Below are 15,340 nucleotides of genomic sequence, written 5' to 3'. Positions count from 1 at the left end.
CTCCTGTTCAAACGATTTCCGAGTCGATAAGGCCCGCGATGCAAATCGCGGACATGGATAGGTGTTCCCTGAGAATGCGTTCCGTGTCCTGCCCGAGAGCAGGGGGCGCGGTACGATAGACGGCACTGTCGCCATCGAAGCGAATGCCGAGCCCCACCTGCGGAACCCGGCCCGCGGCGCCCTGAGCGGCAAAGAACATGCCGTCCTCGCGCAGCGGCGCGTCGTCGGCCAGTTGATCGATGCTGTTGATCGGTCCGGCGGGAATGCGATGCGTGGCAAACATCGGCAGCCAGTGCCCGCGCGACTGCGTGGCAAGGACGTCGGCAATCGTGGCGACGATCCGCTCGCGGGCATGACGCCGTTTCGCGTTCGTGTCGAAGCCGGGCTGCCGGCCATATTCAGGATGCCCGACTGCCGCCCAGAACCGATGCCAGATCGCATCGTTGCCGAGGCCGAGCGTGATCGGGTAGTCCGCGGTATCGAACACCTGGTAGATCGCGATCACCGAATCGGTGCCGCCCGAACGCATCGGCGACTGGCCGGAACCCAGATAAGGAACGATTCGGGGCGCCATGAAGCGTGCGGACGTGGCGACCATCGACACGTCGATCTGCTTGCCTGCGCCAGTACGCTGACGTTCGAGCAGCGCAGCGAGCGTGGCCATCGCGATGTCCTGGCCGGCAAGCAGGTCGGCGGCGGGCGTGCCCACTTTCTGGGGCGGCCGATCCGCCTGTCCGGTGAGATGCATGACACCCGAATAGCCTTCGGCGATCAGGTCGTAGCACGGCATGTCCGCCCGCTCTCCGTGCAGGCCGAATCCGGTGACGGAGACATGGATGAGCGCCGGGTTCAGCGCTTTCAGCGTTGCGTAGTCGAGCCCCAGCTTTTCCTGCACGCGTTGTGCCGTGTTCACGACGACGACGTCTGACTGGCGCACCAGATCGTGGGCAATCCGGCGGCCCTCTGCGCGCGTCAGGTCGATCGTCATGCTCAGCTTGTTCCGGTTCATGCTCAGGAACCACAGCGATTCGCCATCGAGAAACGGCGGCCCCCAGCTCCGGGTATCGTCGCCGCCGTGGCGCTTTTCGACCTTGATGACCTCGGCGCCGAGGTCAGCCAGCAGCAGCGTGCCGTACGGGCCCGCCACCGACGTCGTGAAATCGAGTACGCGTACGCCGTGCAGGCAACGCAGTCCGGAGCCGGAATCGACGAGCGGAAGTGTATTCAGTGCGTCCATTGCGATCGAATTTTGATGGGTACCGCTACTGATGCAAGCGCTGTGCCAGTTTTTCGGCACGTAATTTGCTTGATCTGTATGCGATCCGCTGCGAACTCAACGCGGACGGGACCTCCGGGCGCGGGGCGGCGTCGGCACAGCGCGATAGCGCGGCCGGCGGCTTGGAATCAGACTGTATTCATGCTGTACTTGGCGCACAGTTCGACAACAGGTGTGTCGTCGACAAATACACTTCAGGGTCCCGATGGGCCCTCGTCATGGTGGGAGACATGAAACGCGAATCTGAAGGCATTCTCGTCATGGACGACGAGGGAAACGTGACGTTTGCCAGCGGTCTCGGCCGCGACGCATTGGTCTCGGCCTCGCTTGGCCGGCTGTGGCGGAACCGCGACCGGGCACCGGTCAAGCGCCTGTCGGCAATGACGGAGTTCGAGCGCCCATTGACGGTGGCTGCGATTCCCACGCGCGACGCAGTGTGCTTCCTGATCTTTGCGCTCGAGGAAGCCGACGCGCTCAGCGAATTCCTTGCCGGCGTCGACCTGGCGGAAGACATTCTCCGGCACTTCATCACCGACCCGTACAAGGCGATGATCGTCGTCGATACGGCGGGCAAGATTGCCTACATGAGCCCGGTCCATGAAAAGTTCTTCGGGTTGAAGCATGGTGAAGCCATCGGCCGCCATGTCACTGCGGTGATCGAGAACACGAAGCTGCACGAGGTGGTGGCCACAGGAAAGGGGCAAGTCGCGCAATTGCAGGAAATGAACGGCATCACCCGTGTCGTTTCGCGTCTGCCGATCTTCGATCGCAACAAGCGCGTGGTGGCCGCGGTCGGGCAAGTCATGTTCAAGGGGCCCGAGGTGATGCGCGAGTTGACGGCGGAACTCGCGCGCGTCAAGCAGGAGCTTGATTTCTACAAGCGCGAATTGTCCGGCATCCGCAACCGGAGTTACGGACTGGATCAGATCGTCGGCAGCAGCGAGGCGGTTCGGCGGCTCAAGGAGGACATTCTGCGTGTCGCACCGCTCGATGTGCCGGTGCTGCTGGTGGGGGAGAGCGGTACGGGCAAGGAGATGGTCGCCCACGCGATTCACATGCTCAGTCCGCGCAGCGACAAACCGCTCGTGCTGGTCAATTCGGCGGCCATGCCCCCCAATCTGGTCGAAAGCGAGCTGTTCGGATACGAGCCCGGCGCGTTCACCGGTGCGGATCGCAAGGGGAGAAAAGGCAAGTTCGAAGCCGCCGACACGGGAACGTTGTTTCTCGACGAAATCGGCGACATGCCGGTCGACATGCAGGTCAAGCTGTTGCGAGTCCTCCAGGATGGGCAATTCGAGCGAATCGGCGGCGATCGGGCGCGCCATTCCGACTTCCGCCTGATTTCCGCCAGCAACCGGGATTTCAAGGCAATGATCGCCGGCTCGAGTTTCCGCCTGGATCTCTTCTACCGCATCAGCGCGGTGACGTTGCGCTTGCCTGCATTGCGCGAGCGGCTCGAAGACATCCCGGAACTCGCCGATACGTTTCTCGAAGCGTTCGCGCTGCGCCACGGCGCGCCAAAGAAGTCGATCTCCGAATCCGCGATTCACTTCCTGCAATCGCGTGAATGGCCAGGCAACATCCGGCAATTGCAGCATGCGATCGAGCGCGCCGCGATCTTCTGCGACGGGCCGACGTTGTCGATCGCCGATTTCGGCAGCCTGGAAGGCGCCGCGCAGCCGTGGCTCGCCGAGCAGCCCAAGGAGGTGCTGCATGCGGCGGCCAAGGGCGCTGTCGACATGCGGGAAGCCAAGGAGCGCGTGGAATCCGAACTCATCCGCGAGGCGATGCGGCGGACCGGCGGCAACAAGAAGCGCGTGGCCGAGGAGCTCGGCATTTCGCGTTCCTACCTCTACAAGCGCTTGAGCATGATGGAAGACGCCCAGACGGACGAGCCGCTCCCGCGCTAGGCCGGCGACGCCCGGCCCGACGGCGCGCCGCCGTTCCCTCTGCCGGGCTCCGGCGAACTCCGGCAGGCTGTCGCGGTTCGGCGGCCCGTGCCGGCCGGACGTTACAGCATGGGCGAAGTCCGGTTCAGCACGGTCTTCAACGCGAAGCTCGAGCGGATGTGCTCGACGCCCGGTATCCGGGTCAGCGTCTTGGTGAGGAAGTTCTGGTAAGAGTCGAGATCGTGCACGACCACGCGCAGGATGAAGTCGGCATCGCCAGTCATCGTGAAGCAGCTCATGACTTCCGGCGCCACCACGATCTCTTTTTCGAAACGCTTGATCACGGCCTCGGATTGATTTTCGAGCGTGACGGCGACGAATACGTTGAGCCCGCCGATCAGTTTGCGCTCGTCCAGTTGCGCGACGTAGCCGCGAATGAATCCCTGTTCCTCGAGCTTGTGAACGCGGCGCAGCGTCGGCGTCAGCGAAAGACCGATCCGTTCCGCCAGTTCGCGCCAGCTCAACCTGCCGTCAACCGCCAGTTCCCGGAGAATTTTGAGGTCCGTTTTATCGAGGTCGTGTTCGCGCATCATGACAACTACATGTTCCTGATTTGATAGAAAAATCGTACTACACGGCAGCGGAATTCAAGCGTGATTTGGTAAAAAATCCGACCGGGAAGCGCATAGACTGGGGCCTTTCGAAACAACCGCCGGTCGTCCGTCCAGCCATCATGAGCTACCTGCAAGAACCTGCCCGCAAGACCATCACGATTCCCAAGCTGCAAGACATGCGCGAAGCCGGCGAAAGAATCGCGATGCTCGCGTGCTACGACGCGAGCTTTGCCGCGTTGCTGGACCGGTGCGGCACCGATGTGCTGCTGATCGGCGATTCCCTCGGCAACGTGCTGCAAGGCCAGTCGACGACACTGCCGGTCACCCTCGATCACATGGTCTATCACACCGAATCGGTCGCACGCGGCAACCGGACTGCACTGATCGTATCGGACATGCCATTCGCGACGTATGCGACCCCCACCCAGGCATTCGATCATGCTGCGCGGCTGATGCGCGCCGGCGCGCAGATGGTCAAGCTCGAAGGGGGCGCATGGCTCGCGGAGACGATCCGATTCCTCGTGGAGCGCGGCATTCCCGTATGCGGGCACGTGGGCCTGACGCCGCAATCGGTGCACGCACTCGGCGGCTTTCGAGTGCAGGGCAAGACCGAATCGGCCGCCGCCCGCCTGATCGAGGACGCGATGGCGATGCAGGATGCAGGGGCCCAACTGATCGTCATGGAAGCCATCCCCGCCGCATTGGCGGCACAGGTCACGGCGCAGCTGACGATCCCCACCATCGGCATCGGCGCCGGCGTGCATTGCTCGGGACAGGTGCTCGTGCTGCATGACGTGCTCGGCGTGTACCTTGGACGGAAGGCGAAATTCGTCAAGAACTTCATGGACGGGCAAACGTCGATCGAGGCCGCCATTCGTGCGTATGTGTCGGAAGTGAAGGCCGGCGCCTTTCCCGCACCCGAGCATTCGTTCTTCGCTTGAGCGTGATAGGCCATGTGGCAGCTTCGCTGCGACGCGATGCGTTGCGTGGATTTGCGGCACGGCCCGAGACGGCGGACAGGACGTCGTGCCATACTCGACAATTGTCACCATCGGCATTTCCGTGTCAGCGATGCTCACCACTTCCGCACCCATCGGCTTTAACTGCAACCCGCTCGATCGTCGCTCCGAGATGAGGGATAACCTCGGTTTCATCGAGGGCCTGCACAACACTCCCGGCACGCGCTTCCTCGTTTTCGATGCAGACGTTCCGTTGCTCAAGCGGGGAAACGGGCAGGACCCATGGTTCCTGGCAAGCGAAGTGGCTGCGTTTGGGGAGCCTGTTCAATGTGTATTCCTCGGGCAGCACAGTGACGGCAGCGGACGATTTGCGCTCGGTTTCTCGCTCGGATCCGACCAGGAGGGGCAATCGAAAGGCCCGGCGCACGATCGCATCGACCTCCGCTCGATCGCGCTGCAAGGCCTCGTCTCGCCCGAACTCCTCGGGATGCTGGGCGAGGCGAAATCGATGCTCGACTGGCATCGGCGCCATGGCTTCTGCGCCAACTGCGGATCCGCAAGTCGCGCCACGATGGCTGGCTGGCACCGCGTCTGCGATGCCTGTGGTGCGCGCCATTTTCCACGGGTGGACCCTGTCGTGATCATGTTGGCGATCGATGGCGATCATTGCCTGCTCGGGCGCCAGCGCCATTTCTCTCCGGGAATGTATTCGGCACTCGCGGGTTTCGTCGAGCCGGGCGAAACCGTCGAAGATGCGGTGTGCCGAGAGGTGCTCGAGGAAGCGCGCGTGAAATGCGGGCAGGTGGTCTATTACGCATCGCAGCCGTGGCCATTTCCGTCGTCGTTGATGATCGGATGTTTTGCGCAGGCGCGTTCGACGGAGATCGTCGTCGATACAACGGAACTCGAGGACGCTCGCTGGTTCTCGCGATCGGAAGTATCGGCAATGCTGGCGGGAACGCACGCGAACGGACTGACGGCCCCCAAGCCGTTTGCGATAGCCCACCATCTGCTCCAGGCGTATGTGGCGCAAGGCGCTTCAGTCCTGCATTGTTGAACGCATCGGTACCAGCACGCATCAACGCTTGCCAGGTGCGCAAGCAGGAGAGAGCGGGGGGGGCGAGTCTACTTCCGACAGCGTCGCCGCGAAGTGCGGTCCGTTGGCCGCGAATCGCGTGGTCAACGGACCGTGACGCATCACGTCATTCGCCGGTGAAGCGGGGTTCCCGCTTTTCGCTGAATGCCAGCACGCCTTCCGCGTAGTCCTTGCTCCATCCCATTTCACGAATGGTGGTGGCTTCCATCGACAGTTGCTGCTCCAGCGAATGGCCATTTGCGGCCTGGACGAGCTGGCGCGTGCGGACGAGCGCCTTGGTGGGCATCGCCGCCAAGCGCTGTGCGAGCGATTCGACTCCCGATGCGAATTCCGCGTCTTCCAGGACCTCCCAGATGAGCCCCCATTCCGCGGCCTTGGCCGCCGGCAACTTGTCGGCAAGCATGGTCAGGCCCATTGCGCGCGCGGTGCCGACCCGTTGGGACAGAAACCACGTGCTGCCCGTGTCGGGCGTCAAGCCGATCTTCGAGAACGCCTGGAGAAAGTAGGCCGATCGCGCTGCCACGACCAGATCGCATGCCAGCGCCAATGCGGAGCCGCCACCAGCGGCGAGCCCATTGACAGCGGCGATGGTCGGCACGTGCAGGTTCTGCAGTTTCATGACAAGCGGCTTGACGAGACGCTCGACCAGATTGCCGATGTCAGGCTGCCTGCCGTCGACGGTCTGCATGGCTGGATCGGCGAGATCCTGCCCGGCGCAGAACGCGCGGCCGGCACCGGTGATGACGAGCACACGAGCCTCTCTGTCCGCTTCGATTTGATCGATCGCGCGATGGAGCTCGAGCACCATCGCCTCATCGAAGCTGTTGAGCTTGTCCGGGCGGTTGAGCACGATCCGGGCGATCGCTCCGGTGGTGACGCTGATCAGATTGAAAGTCATGGTGAAAATCCGATTGAGCAAATTGGTAAGAGGGCCGCAGGAGCCGAAACGAAACCCAGGACCGCGAGCGGTCAACGATCGCTTGCCTGTCGAGCGAGATCAGAAGCACGCATCTGACGGTTCGCGTCACAGGTGCGGGATTAGCCGCGCATCGGGCGATTGCCTGGATGACGAGCTACGACTCGCGAGCATTGCCGTTGCTGGTTGTTTGCGCGGCTGCGGGTCACCCGCGCATGCGCTTGTCTGCAATGCGTTGCGGCTGTCCTCCAGCCGATCGGCAATGCCGAAGACGACGCACATCACGGCGCCCTCCTGATCCGCATCCTGCTGACGATCTCACGATACGCCGCAGAGCGATATGCGTCAATATCTTGATATATATTTTTGTGGGTTTTGCGAAACTCTTGCTGAATGAAGGGAACACGTCCGCCCTTCGTTGCTTGCTATCGTCGCCGCGCACGCGTCGTGCCGCGCCCGTCCAGAGGCGAACATGGAACTCCGACAGCTCAAGTACTTCGTGGGAATTGTTGATGCCGGCAGCGTGTCGCGCGCCGCACAATGCCTGTTCATTGCCCAATCGGCGTTGAGCAAGCAGATCAGTGACCTGGAACAGGAACTCGGTGTGCAGTTGCTGGTTCGCGGGCGCGCCGGCGTGCAGGTGACGGAATCGGGCAAGGTCTTCTATGACTACGCGCAGGGTATCCTCAAGCAGCTCGACGACGCACGCATCGCGGTGCGTGCGCCTGAATCAATCGTTGGGTCGGTGATCATTGGGGTGCCGCAGAGCGCCTCCGCTGCGCTGGCATTACCCCTGCTGCAGGCCGCGCGCGAGCAGCTGCCGCAAGTCTCGTTGCATCTGAACGAGGAGCTGACCGGCAATCTGCTCGACCAGACCAGGCAGGGCCGCGTCGACCTGACCATCTTCACCTCCAATGTCCCGCTGGCCGATTTCGATTTCGAGCCCATCGTCGACGAAGACTTCTACTGGATCCGCGGCGCGCAGTACCCGGGCCCACCGCCGCAGGCCGGCGTGTCGCTGGATTCGATTGCCGCACAGCCGCTGATCCTGTCGGCGGCCCAGCACAACCACTGTGTCCGCGCGATCATCGAGCAGGTATTTGGCGAGCGAGGCTTGCCGCTACCGCAGCTCGCCGCCGAAATCAACTCAGTCCACATCCTCAAGCGCGCGGTGCAGGCGGGCATTGCCCCGACCATCCTGCCGCTGGCGCTGGTGTCGCAGGAACTGGATGCCGGCGAGCTGATCGCCCATCCAATCCGATGCGACGCCATGCGACGTACGCTGGGCACCTGCCTGTCCCGCGAGATGCCGCTGACTCATGCCAAGCGCGCGGTGCGCGCGCTGGTGGGCAATGTCGTGCGTCAGTTGTGCGAACTCGGCGGCTGGCCTGGCGCGCGCGCCACGCCGCCTGGCGACGCGCATCGCTGATCCGCGTGTCTCCTTCCTGAGTCCAGCGCCCGCCATGTCCTGGCGCTTGTCGCCTTCGCGGCGCAGCCATCTCGTTGACAGATGGCCGGTTCTCCAATCCGTATTTTTCTTTTGGCCGGTTTGGCGAGACGATGGTCTCGAGTCAGCAGTGGGGCAAGCCCGTGCGCACCCATCGCGACTTACCACAAGAAAGAACAGATACGGAGACAAGCATGACCATCCAAACCGCCGCGCCGGACCTGGCCGGCCAGTTCGAAGCAGAAAGTGACCAGGTCTATCGGAAAGTTGCCTGGCGGCTCCTGCCCCTGCTGTTCCTCTGCTACATCGTCGCCTACCTGGACCGCGTCAATGTCGGCTTCGCCAAGCTGCAGATGCAGTCCGGCCTGCACCTGAGCGAAACCGTGTACGGGCTTGGTGCCGGCATCTTCTTCGTCGGCTATTTCCTGTGCGAGGTGCCGAGCAATCTGATCCTGCATCGCTTCGGCGCACGCCGCTGGATCGCGCGCATCATGATCACCTGGGGCCTGCTGTCGGCGGCGATGATGCTGGTGAAGTCTCCTGCCTCCTTCTACCTACTGCGCTTCCTGCTGGGCGCCGCCGAAGCGGGCTTCTTTCCCGGCATCATCCTGTACCTGACCTACTGGTTCCCTGCGCAACGTCGCAGCCGCGTGACCTCGATGTTCATCGCGGCGATCCCGGTATCGGGCATCATCGGCGGCCCGCTGTCGGGCTGGATCCTGAAATACATGGGCGGCACCGGCGGCATGGCCGGGTGGCAGTGGATGTTCCTGCTGCAGGGGTTGCCCACCGTGCTGATGGGGCTGCTGGTTCTGAAGTACCTGGACGACCGACCCGCCACCGCAACTTGGCTGGCCTCTCGCGAGCGCGACCTGATCGCCCACAACATGTTCGCGGAGCAGGGGGACAAGGCCGAAACCGGCGTTGGCTCCGCGCTGGTCAACGGCCACGTCTGGGCGCTAGCGCTGGTTTACTTCGCGTTTGTTTCTGGCGTGTATGGCGTGAGCTTCTGGCTGCCCAGCATCATCCGCGGGATGGGTGTGGCAGACCCGCTGCAGATAGGCCTGCTCAGTGCAGTGCCGTGGGCGTTCGGCGTGCTGGCGATGTACCTGGTCGCGGCAAGCGCGGACCGCCATCTGGAGCAACGCTGGCACGCGGCGCTGGCCGCGCTGACCGGCGCTGCCGGACTCGTGTTCAGCGTAGCGATGCACGGCAATCCGTGGCTCGCGATGGCGGGCCTGACGCTGGCGACCATGGGCATCATGGCCACGCTGCCGGTCTTCTGGGCCCTGCCGACCATGCTGCTCGGGGGCACTGGCGCCGCAGCAGGCATCGCGTTGATCAATTCATTCGGCAACCTTTCCGGCTTCAGTGCCCCCTTCCTGGTTGGCCTGATCCACGATGCCACCCACAGTACCAATGCCGGCCTGTACATGCTGGCCACATGTCTGATGGCAGGTGCCGCGCTGGTGCTGCTGGTGCGCCCCGTGCGCGCACCGCTTCAATGAACTCCTTCCCCATACAAGACATCATGGCATCCACTCTCGAAGCTCCCCCGTCCGCCGCCGTCGCCGCTCCTGACGTAGCGCCGTGCCGCCGGCCACCATCGCCCGCGCTGCTTGCTACCCTGGAGCAGAAATTCGGCGATCGCTTTTCACGCAGCGCCGCAGTGCTGATACAGCATGGCAGCGATGAATCCGCCTACCCCCCGGCACCGCCCGACGCCGTGGTCTTCGTCACCAATACCGACGAGGTCGCGTTCGTTGTGCGGGCGTGTGCGTGCGAGCGGGTGCCGGTGATCGCGTTCGGCGCGGGCTCTTCCGTAGAAGGCCATCTGCTGGCGGTCCAGGGCGGCGTCTGCATCGACTTCACGCGAATGAATACGGTACTGGCGATCCGGCCCGAAGACATGACCGCGACCGTGCATGCCGGCGTTACCCGCAGCCAGCTCAATGCCGCACTGGCCGACAGCGGCTTCTTCTTCTCCGTTGATCCGGGCGCGGATGCCACCATCGGCGGCATGGCAGCGACTGCCGCCTCCGGCACCAACACTGTACGCTACGGCACCATGCGGGATAACGTGCGCCGTCTGACTGTCGTCACGGCGGGGGGCGAAATCATTCGCACGGCGTCTGAGGCACGCAAGTCATCGGCCGGCTACAACCTGACCCAGCTCTACTGCGGCTCGGAGGGCACACTGGGGCTGATTACTGAGGTCACGGTCCGCCTGCATCCGCGCCCGGAAGTTACCGCCGCGGCCGTGGTCAATTTCCCGACGGTGCGCGCTGCCGTCGACTGCGTGATCCAGGCAGTGCAGGCTGGCGTTGCGCTGGCGCGCGCGGAACTGCTCGATGTCCAGACTATCCGCGCCATCAATGCACACAGCCGATTGTCGATGGCCGAACAGCCGACGCTGTGCCTGGAGTTCGGCGGTAGCCCGATGCACGTCGACGAGCAGGCGGAGTGGGTTCGGCAGATCGCGGCAGAATGCGGCGGCGGCGAGTTCCAGTGGGCCACGCGCCAGGAGGACCGTTCGCGCCTGTGGACACCTCGTCACCACGCGTATTTCGCCGTGCTGCAGCTACGGCCGGGCGCCCGCTGCCTGTCTACCGATGCCTGCGTGCCGATCTCTGAACTGGCCGACTGTATCGAAGAGACTGTGGCCGACATCGCTGAGCACTGCCTGCTGGCGCCGGTGTTTGGTCATGTGGGCGATGGCAATTTCCATTGTCTCGTGTTGTTCGATCCGAACGATCGTGGCGAGGTGGAAGCCGCAGAGGCATTCAGTCAACGGATGGTTCGGCGCTCGTTGCGCCGTGGCGGCACCTCCACCGGCGAGCACGGCGTGGGCCTGCACAAGATCGGTTACCTTGTCGAGGAGCACGGCGAGGCTGCCGTGGCTGTGATGCGGTCCGTCAAGCGCGCGCTTGATCCGCTCGACATCCTCAATCCCGGCAAGGTGGTTGCGGCCCGCGACTGATCGGCCGGCGTGCCCCAGCCCGTGCAACCGGCGCAGCATCGGGCAAATGGCGCGGCTGACGCGCCGCCAGGCGTGGGCGGATCCGGTGCCCGGCCCGCAACGCTTGGCTCATTCGTGTGCCGGCACTGCGGAATCGCTTGCTTCGCCGATCGGCTCGGATTCGCCCAGGTTCACGTCATCCATTCCCTTGTTCAGTTGATTCAGGAAGTGAACCAGCGACACCTTGTCATCGAAGCGAAAACTCGCCAGCGCCTGTCGATAGAACTCGTAAATCTTCGGCTGCAGGCTGTCCCAGAACGCTCGCCCGTTGGTCGTCAGCACCACTTTCTTCGCGCGCCTGTCGATGGTGTCGGCAACGCGGATGACATGCTCCTCGCGCTCCAGCCGCTTCAAGACCCCGTCGAGACTCTGGCGGCTGACCACGAGATAGTCGGCGAGCTCGGAGAACGACATTCCCTCGGCCACGTGGGGGCGCGACAGTGCGCCCAGAACCGACCATTGCACGGTCGTGATGCCGAGCGCCTTGATCGTCTGCCTGTCCAGCGTATTGCCCGCCTGGAACAGCCGGAAGAACAGGCGGTTGTGGATGGACGAGACGGATTGATCGTACGACGGGTCGATATTTGTCATGGGCTGATCTGAAATTCGCGCTGATGCGGCGCAACGCGTTGATGCCGCCATTCTAAGGCGTCGGCTGCCTGTCAGGCATGTCCAGCCGCTGGCGCCCCTGCCGAACGATGCCGCCGAAGGCGGCGCGATACGGGGCACGCGTCGACAGCAAAGGCAGGAACGCCATGCTGGCCGCCCGCGTCGTGCACACTTGCACACTTCCTCGCCCGAACGGCGCACATATGACAGCTTCGTGATGCGATCTCGCTGCATATGAATGAAAAGTGTACTAGATGAAAACACTTCCATCACTACGCGCCAAAATATATATCATGATATTGACGTAATTTGAAACCTGTCCTAGAGTGTGCATCAACCGCACTACAACATGACGAGACACTCCATGGCGACCTTCGACAAGCTTCTGACCCCGCTTACAGTCGGATCGGTTGTGCTGCCCAACCGGATGGTGATGGGCGCGATGCACACTCGGCTGGAAACGCTGGATCGGCCTCATGAGCGGCTTGCCGCGTTCTACGGCGCACGCGCGGCCGGCGAGATCGGGCTGATACTGAGCGGAGGCTTTTCGCCGAACCCCGAGGGTGTCATGGAGGAGGGCGGGCCGTTGTTCGATCGCCCCGAACAGATCGACGAGCATCGCGTGGTGACGCGCGCCGTTCACGCGGCCGGCGGAAAAATCGTTCTGCAGATCCTCCATGCCGGCCGGTATGCGAAGGTGCTGAACTGCGTCGCGCCATCGCCGGGCAAGGCAAGGATCAACGCGTTTCCCCCGCATGCGTTGAGCACCGAAGAGGTCTGGAAGACGATCTCGGATTTCGTCCGTACTGCGGAATTGGCGGTCGAAGCCGGCTACGACGGTGTCGAGATCATGGGTTCGGAAGGCTATCTGATTAACGAGTTCACGGCTGCCGTGACGAATCAGCGTAGCGACGAATTCGGCGGCGATTTCGACGGCCGAATCCGCTTCCCGCTCGAAGTGGTGCGTGCGGTTCGCCAGCGGCTCGGCAATGCGCCGATGCTGATCTATCGGATTTCCGCGATCGATCTGGTCGACGGCGGGATGACGGGTTCCGAAATCGCGGCATTCGCGACGCAAATCGAAGCGGCCGGCGCCGACCTGATCAATACGGGCGTGGGCTGGCATGAGTCCTCGGTGCCGACGATCGCGGCCTCGGTGCCGCGTGCGGCGTGGCGCGACGCAATTCGGAACGTCAAACAGGCGATTTCGATTCCGGTGATGGCATCCAACCGGATCAACATGCCGGAAGTTGCCGAGGAACTAATCGCGACGGGCGTGGCGGACCTGGTGTCGATGGCGCGCCCGCTGCTGGCCGATCCCGACTTTGCGAAGAAAACGCGTGTCGGCATCGTCGACGAGATCAATACCTGCATCGGCTGCAACCAGGCTTGCCTGGATCGCATCTTTACGGAGCGCACGGCAACCTGTCTGGTCAACCCACGTGCCGGGCGTGAAGTGGAATTCCCTGCAGGACCGGCGCAGACGTCCAGGCGGATTGCCGTCGTTGGCGGCGGCCCGGCCGGCATGGCCTTTTCCATCAACGCAGCCGAACGCGGGCATCGCGTCACGTTGTTCGAGGCCGAGTCGCGGCTGGGCGGCCAGCTCAATATGGCCAAGGTCGTCCCCGGCAAGGCGGAGTTTCACGAGATGTTGCGCTATTTTCGCGTCCGCCTCGACCGACTCGGCGTGACGCTGCGGCTGGGCGAGGCGGCAACGGCGGACGAACTCGCCAACGGCGAATTTGACGAGATCGTCCTGGCGACGGGCGTGACGCCACGCGTACCGGACATTGCCGGCGTCGATCATCCGAAGGCAGTGTCGTACTTCGACGTGCTCACCGGGGCGGTCCGGGTTGGCCAGCGCGTCGCCATCATCGGTGCGGGCGGTATCGGGTTCGACGTCGCGGAATTCCTGCTCGGCGATCCGGAGGAATCGCTCGACAGGGCGGCATTCTTCCGTGCGTGGGGCGTCGATCCCGCCAACGCCGCCGCTGGGGGGCTCGTTCCGGCTGCCGCCCATGCCCCGGCCCACCGCAGCATCCACATGTTCCAGCGCAAGGCCGAGCCACTCGGCAAGCGGCTGGGGAAATCGACGGGGTGGATATTGAAGGCCAGGCTGCGCAAGGCCAATGTCGCGATGATCTCGGGCGCCACGTACGACGCGATCGACGACGAGGGACTGCACTATACCGTTGATGGCAAGCCGCACGTGCTTCCCGTGGATCACGTGGTCTTGTGTGCAGGCCAGAATTCCAATCGCAGCCTCTACGACGAACTCCGGGCTCGAGGGTTGTCGCCGAAGCTGATCGGCGGCGCGGATGTCGCAAGCGAACTCGACGCATTGCGCGCGATCGACCAGGCAACCCGGCTCGCCGTGGCCCTTTGATTCAACGGACTGGACGAGGGGACATCGTGAAGGCTGCATTCATAACGGGACATGGCGGCAACGAAGTGGTCGAGGTCGGCGACCGGCCGATGCCGGTTCGCGCGCCGGGCGAGGTGCTCGTGCGCCTTCGGGCCGCGACGCTCAATCGCGTCGATCTCTACATGCGCGACAGCGGCGCCGGCATCACGCATCAATTGCCGCAGATCCTGGGGCTGGACGGCGCTGGCACCGTCGAGGAAACGGACAGCTCGGATCCGGTGTTGTCGCGCGGGCAACGCGTCGTCGTGCATCCCGGTATCGCGTGCGGGCGCTGCGAGTTCTGCCGGCGCGGCGACTCGGCGCTGTGCACGTCGATCCGGTACGTCGGCGAGCATCGGGACGGGACCTTGGCCGAATACATTTCCCTGCCGTCGGCCAACGTATTTCCGATGCCCGAGTCACTCGATTTCGCGGAAGCGGCAGCGCTCGGCGTCAATCATTTGACAGCGTGGCGCATGCTCTTCACAAAGGCACGGATCGAGCCTTGGGAAACGGTCTTGATCTTCGGCATCGGCGGCGGCGTATCCCTTGCTGCATTGCAGTGGGTCAAGCTGGCGGGCGGGCGCGCCGTCGTCGCATCCCGCGACGACGGCAAACTCGAGCGGGCAGTCGAGCTGGGGGCGGATCATGCGATCAACATCGGTACCCAGGATGTCGTCAAGGAAGTGATGGCGATCACCGGCGGTCGCGGTGTCGATGTCGTGATCGAGAATGTCGGGCAGGCAGTCTGGTCAAGTGCGCTGAAGTCGCTGACGCGCGGCGGGCGCATCGTGACGTGCGGCGCAACGTCCGGCGATCAGCCGCCTGCCGATTTGCGCCGCATCTTCGCGAAGCAATTGCAGATATTCGGTTCGTCGCTCGGAAGTTTCGACGAGTACCGGATCCTGCTGGAATGGGCGGCGCGCAAGGCACTGCGCCCGGTCATCGACTCGCGGTATGCGCTGGACGACGTTCATGCAGCGCTCGATCGATTGGCTTCGGGCGAGCAGTTCGGCAAGATCGCCATCACGATCGCCGAGTAACGCATCCGCGGAAGGTCGACGCCGGGCGCTGAACCCGGACGACGCCTTCCCGTTCGCCTCACGCAGGG

Annotated in this window: 12 protein-coding genes; 8 read left to right on the top strand and 4 right to left on the bottom strand. The window is 63.6% G+C overall.

Annotated features, from left to right (window positions below; all coding sequences use genetic code 11):
* Positions 1 to 7: 7 nt before the first annotated feature.
* Positions 8 to 1,237 carry a CaiB/BaiF CoA transferase family protein gene (locus ACV229_RS29595; RefSeq protein WP_448086623.1) on the bottom strand — a complete coding sequence of 410 codons (1,230 nt, stop codon included), beginning with the start codon at positions 1,235 to 1,237 and terminating at the stop codon, positions 8 to 10.
* Between the two features lie 269 nt (positions 1,238 to 1,506).
* Between ACV229_RS29595 and ACV229_RS29590 the strand changes: the two genes are divergently transcribed.
* Positions 1,507 to 3,186 carry a sigma-54 interaction domain-containing protein gene (locus tag ACV229_RS29590; RefSeq protein ID WP_448086622.1) on the top strand — a complete coding sequence of 560 codons (1,680 nt, stop codon included), beginning with the start codon at positions 1,507 to 1,509 and terminating at the stop codon, positions 3,184 to 3,186.
* A gap of 101 nt (positions 3,187 to 3,287) precedes the next feature.
* Here ACV229_RS29590 and ACV229_RS29585 read toward each other — a convergent pair whose 3' ends face one another.
* On the bottom strand, positions 3,288 to 3,758 hold the full coding sequence (locus ACV229_RS29585) for an Lrp/AsnC family transcriptional regulator (RefSeq protein ID WP_448086621.1): 471 nt from the start codon (positions 3,756 to 3,758) through the stop codon (positions 3,288 to 3,290).
* A 140-nt stretch (positions 3,759 to 3,898) separates the two neighbouring features.
* Between ACV229_RS29585 and panB the strand changes: the two genes are divergently transcribed.
* Both panB and nudC read left to right on the top strand, forming a co-directional pair.
* Positions 3,899 to 4,720 (top strand): 3-methyl-2-oxobutanoate hydroxymethyltransferase, encoded by an 822-nt coding sequence (gene panB, locus ACV229_RS29580; protein ID WP_448086620.1) that lies wholly within the window; start codon positions 3,899 to 3,901, stop codon positions 4,718 to 4,720.
* 130 nt (positions 4,721 to 4,850) lie between these two features.
* Positions 4,851 to 5,795 (top strand): NAD(+) diphosphatase, encoded by a 945-nt coding sequence (nudC, locus tag ACV229_RS29575; protein WP_448086619.1) that lies wholly within the window; start codon positions 4,851 to 4,853, stop codon positions 5,793 to 5,795.
* 145 nt (positions 5,796 to 5,940) lie between these two features.
* On the opposite strand, the gene ACV229_RS29570 is transcribed toward nudC, so the two are convergent.
* Positions 5,941 to 6,732: an enoyl-CoA hydratase-related protein gene (locus ACV229_RS29570; RefSeq protein WP_448086618.1), complete on the bottom strand. Its 792-nt coding sequence runs from the start codon at positions 6,730 to 6,732 to the stop codon at positions 5,941 to 5,943.
* A gap of 490 nt (positions 6,733 to 7,222) precedes the next feature.
* On the opposite strand from ACV229_RS29570, the gene ACV229_RS29565 reads away from it, so the two are divergent.
* The 3 genes from ACV229_RS29565 to ACV229_RS29555 all read left to right on the top strand — a co-directional run bounded on the left by ACV229_RS29565 (position 7,223) and on the right by ACV229_RS29555 (position 11,177).
* Complete coding sequence (locus ACV229_RS29565) at positions 7,223 to 8,179, top strand: LysR family transcriptional regulator (protein WP_448086617.1); 957 nt, start codon at positions 7,223 to 7,225, stop codon at positions 8,177 to 8,179.
* Between the two features lie 212 nt (positions 8,180 to 8,391).
* Entirely contained in the window at positions 8,392 to 9,705 is a 1,314-nt protein-coding gene (locus ACV229_RS29560; RefSeq protein WP_448086616.1) for an MFS transporter, read from the top strand.
* 23 nt (positions 9,706 to 9,728) lie between these two features.
* Positions 9,729 to 11,177 carry an FAD-binding oxidoreductase gene (locus tag ACV229_RS29555; RefSeq protein WP_448086615.1) on the top strand — a complete coding sequence of 483 codons (1,449 nt, stop codon included), beginning with the start codon at positions 9,729 to 9,731 and terminating at the stop codon, positions 11,175 to 11,177.
* A gap of 108 nt (positions 11,178 to 11,285) precedes the next feature.
* Here ACV229_RS29555 and ACV229_RS29550 read toward each other — a convergent pair whose 3' ends face one another.
* On the bottom strand, positions 11,286 to 11,807 hold the full coding sequence (locus ACV229_RS29550; protein WP_448086614.1) for a MarR family winged helix-turn-helix transcriptional regulator: 522 nt from the start codon (positions 11,805 to 11,807) through the stop codon (positions 11,286 to 11,288).
* 382 nt (positions 11,808 to 12,189) lie between these two features.
* On the opposite strand from ACV229_RS29550, the gene ACV229_RS29545 reads away from it, so the two are divergent.
* Both ACV229_RS29545 and ACV229_RS29540 read left to right on the top strand, forming a co-directional pair.
* On the top strand, positions 12,190 to 14,211 hold the full coding sequence (locus ACV229_RS29545) for an oxidoreductase (RefSeq protein WP_448086613.1): 2,022 nt from the start codon (positions 12,190 to 12,192) through the stop codon (positions 14,209 to 14,211).
* A gap of 26 nt (positions 14,212 to 14,237) precedes the next feature.
* Positions 14,238 to 15,272 carry a zinc-binding dehydrogenase gene (locus ACV229_RS29540; protein ID WP_448086649.1) on the top strand — a complete coding sequence of 345 codons (1,035 nt, stop codon included), beginning with the start codon at positions 14,238 to 14,240 and terminating at the stop codon, positions 15,270 to 15,272.
* The last annotated feature ends 68 nt before the right edge of the window (positions 15,273 to 15,340 follow it).

It is taken from the genome of Burkholderia sp. MR1-5-21 (genome assembly GCF_053427715.1).
This window is presented reverse-complemented; position numbering and strand designations above follow the sequence as displayed.

Bases quoted from the DNA above. Each gene is read 5' to 3' on its own strand.
- ACV229_RS29595 (WP_448086623.1), bottom strand. From the start codon at position 1,237: ATGGACGCACTGAATACACTTCCGCTCGTCGATTCCGGCTCCGGACTG.
- ACV229_RS29590 (WP_448086622.1), top strand. From the start codon at position 1,507: ATGAAACGCGAATCTGAAGGCATTCTCGTCATGGACGACGAGGGAAAC.
- ACV229_RS29585 (WP_448086621.1), bottom strand. From the start codon at position 3,758: ATGATGCGCGAACACGACCTCGATAAAACGGACCTCAAAATTCTCCGG.
- panB (WP_448086620.1), top strand. From the start codon at position 3,899: ATGAGCTACCTGCAAGAACCTGCCCGCAAGACCATCACGATTCCCAAG.
- nudC (WP_448086619.1), top strand. From the start codon at position 4,851: ATGCTCACCACTTCCGCACCCATCGGCTTTAACTGCAACCCGCTCGAT.
- ACV229_RS29570 (WP_448086618.1), bottom strand. From the start codon at position 6,732: ATGACTTTCAATCTGATCAGCGTCACCACCGGAGCGATCGCCCGGATC.
- ACV229_RS29565 (WP_448086617.1), top strand. From the start codon at position 7,223: ATGGAACTCCGACAGCTCAAGTACTTCGTGGGAATTGTTGATGCCGGC.
- ACV229_RS29560 (WP_448086616.1), top strand. From the start codon at position 8,392: ATGACCATCCAAACCGCCGCGCCGGACCTGGCCGGCCAGTTCGAAGCA.
- ACV229_RS29555 (WP_448086615.1), top strand. From the start codon at position 9,729: ATGGCATCCACTCTCGAAGCTCCCCCGTCCGCCGCCGTCGCCGCTCCT.
- ACV229_RS29550 (WP_448086614.1), bottom strand. From the start codon at position 11,807: ATGACAAATATCGACCCGTCGTACGATCAATCCGTCTCGTCCATCCAC.
- ACV229_RS29545 (WP_448086613.1), top strand. From the start codon at position 12,190: ATGGCGACCTTCGACAAGCTTCTGACCCCGCTTACAGTCGGATCGGTT.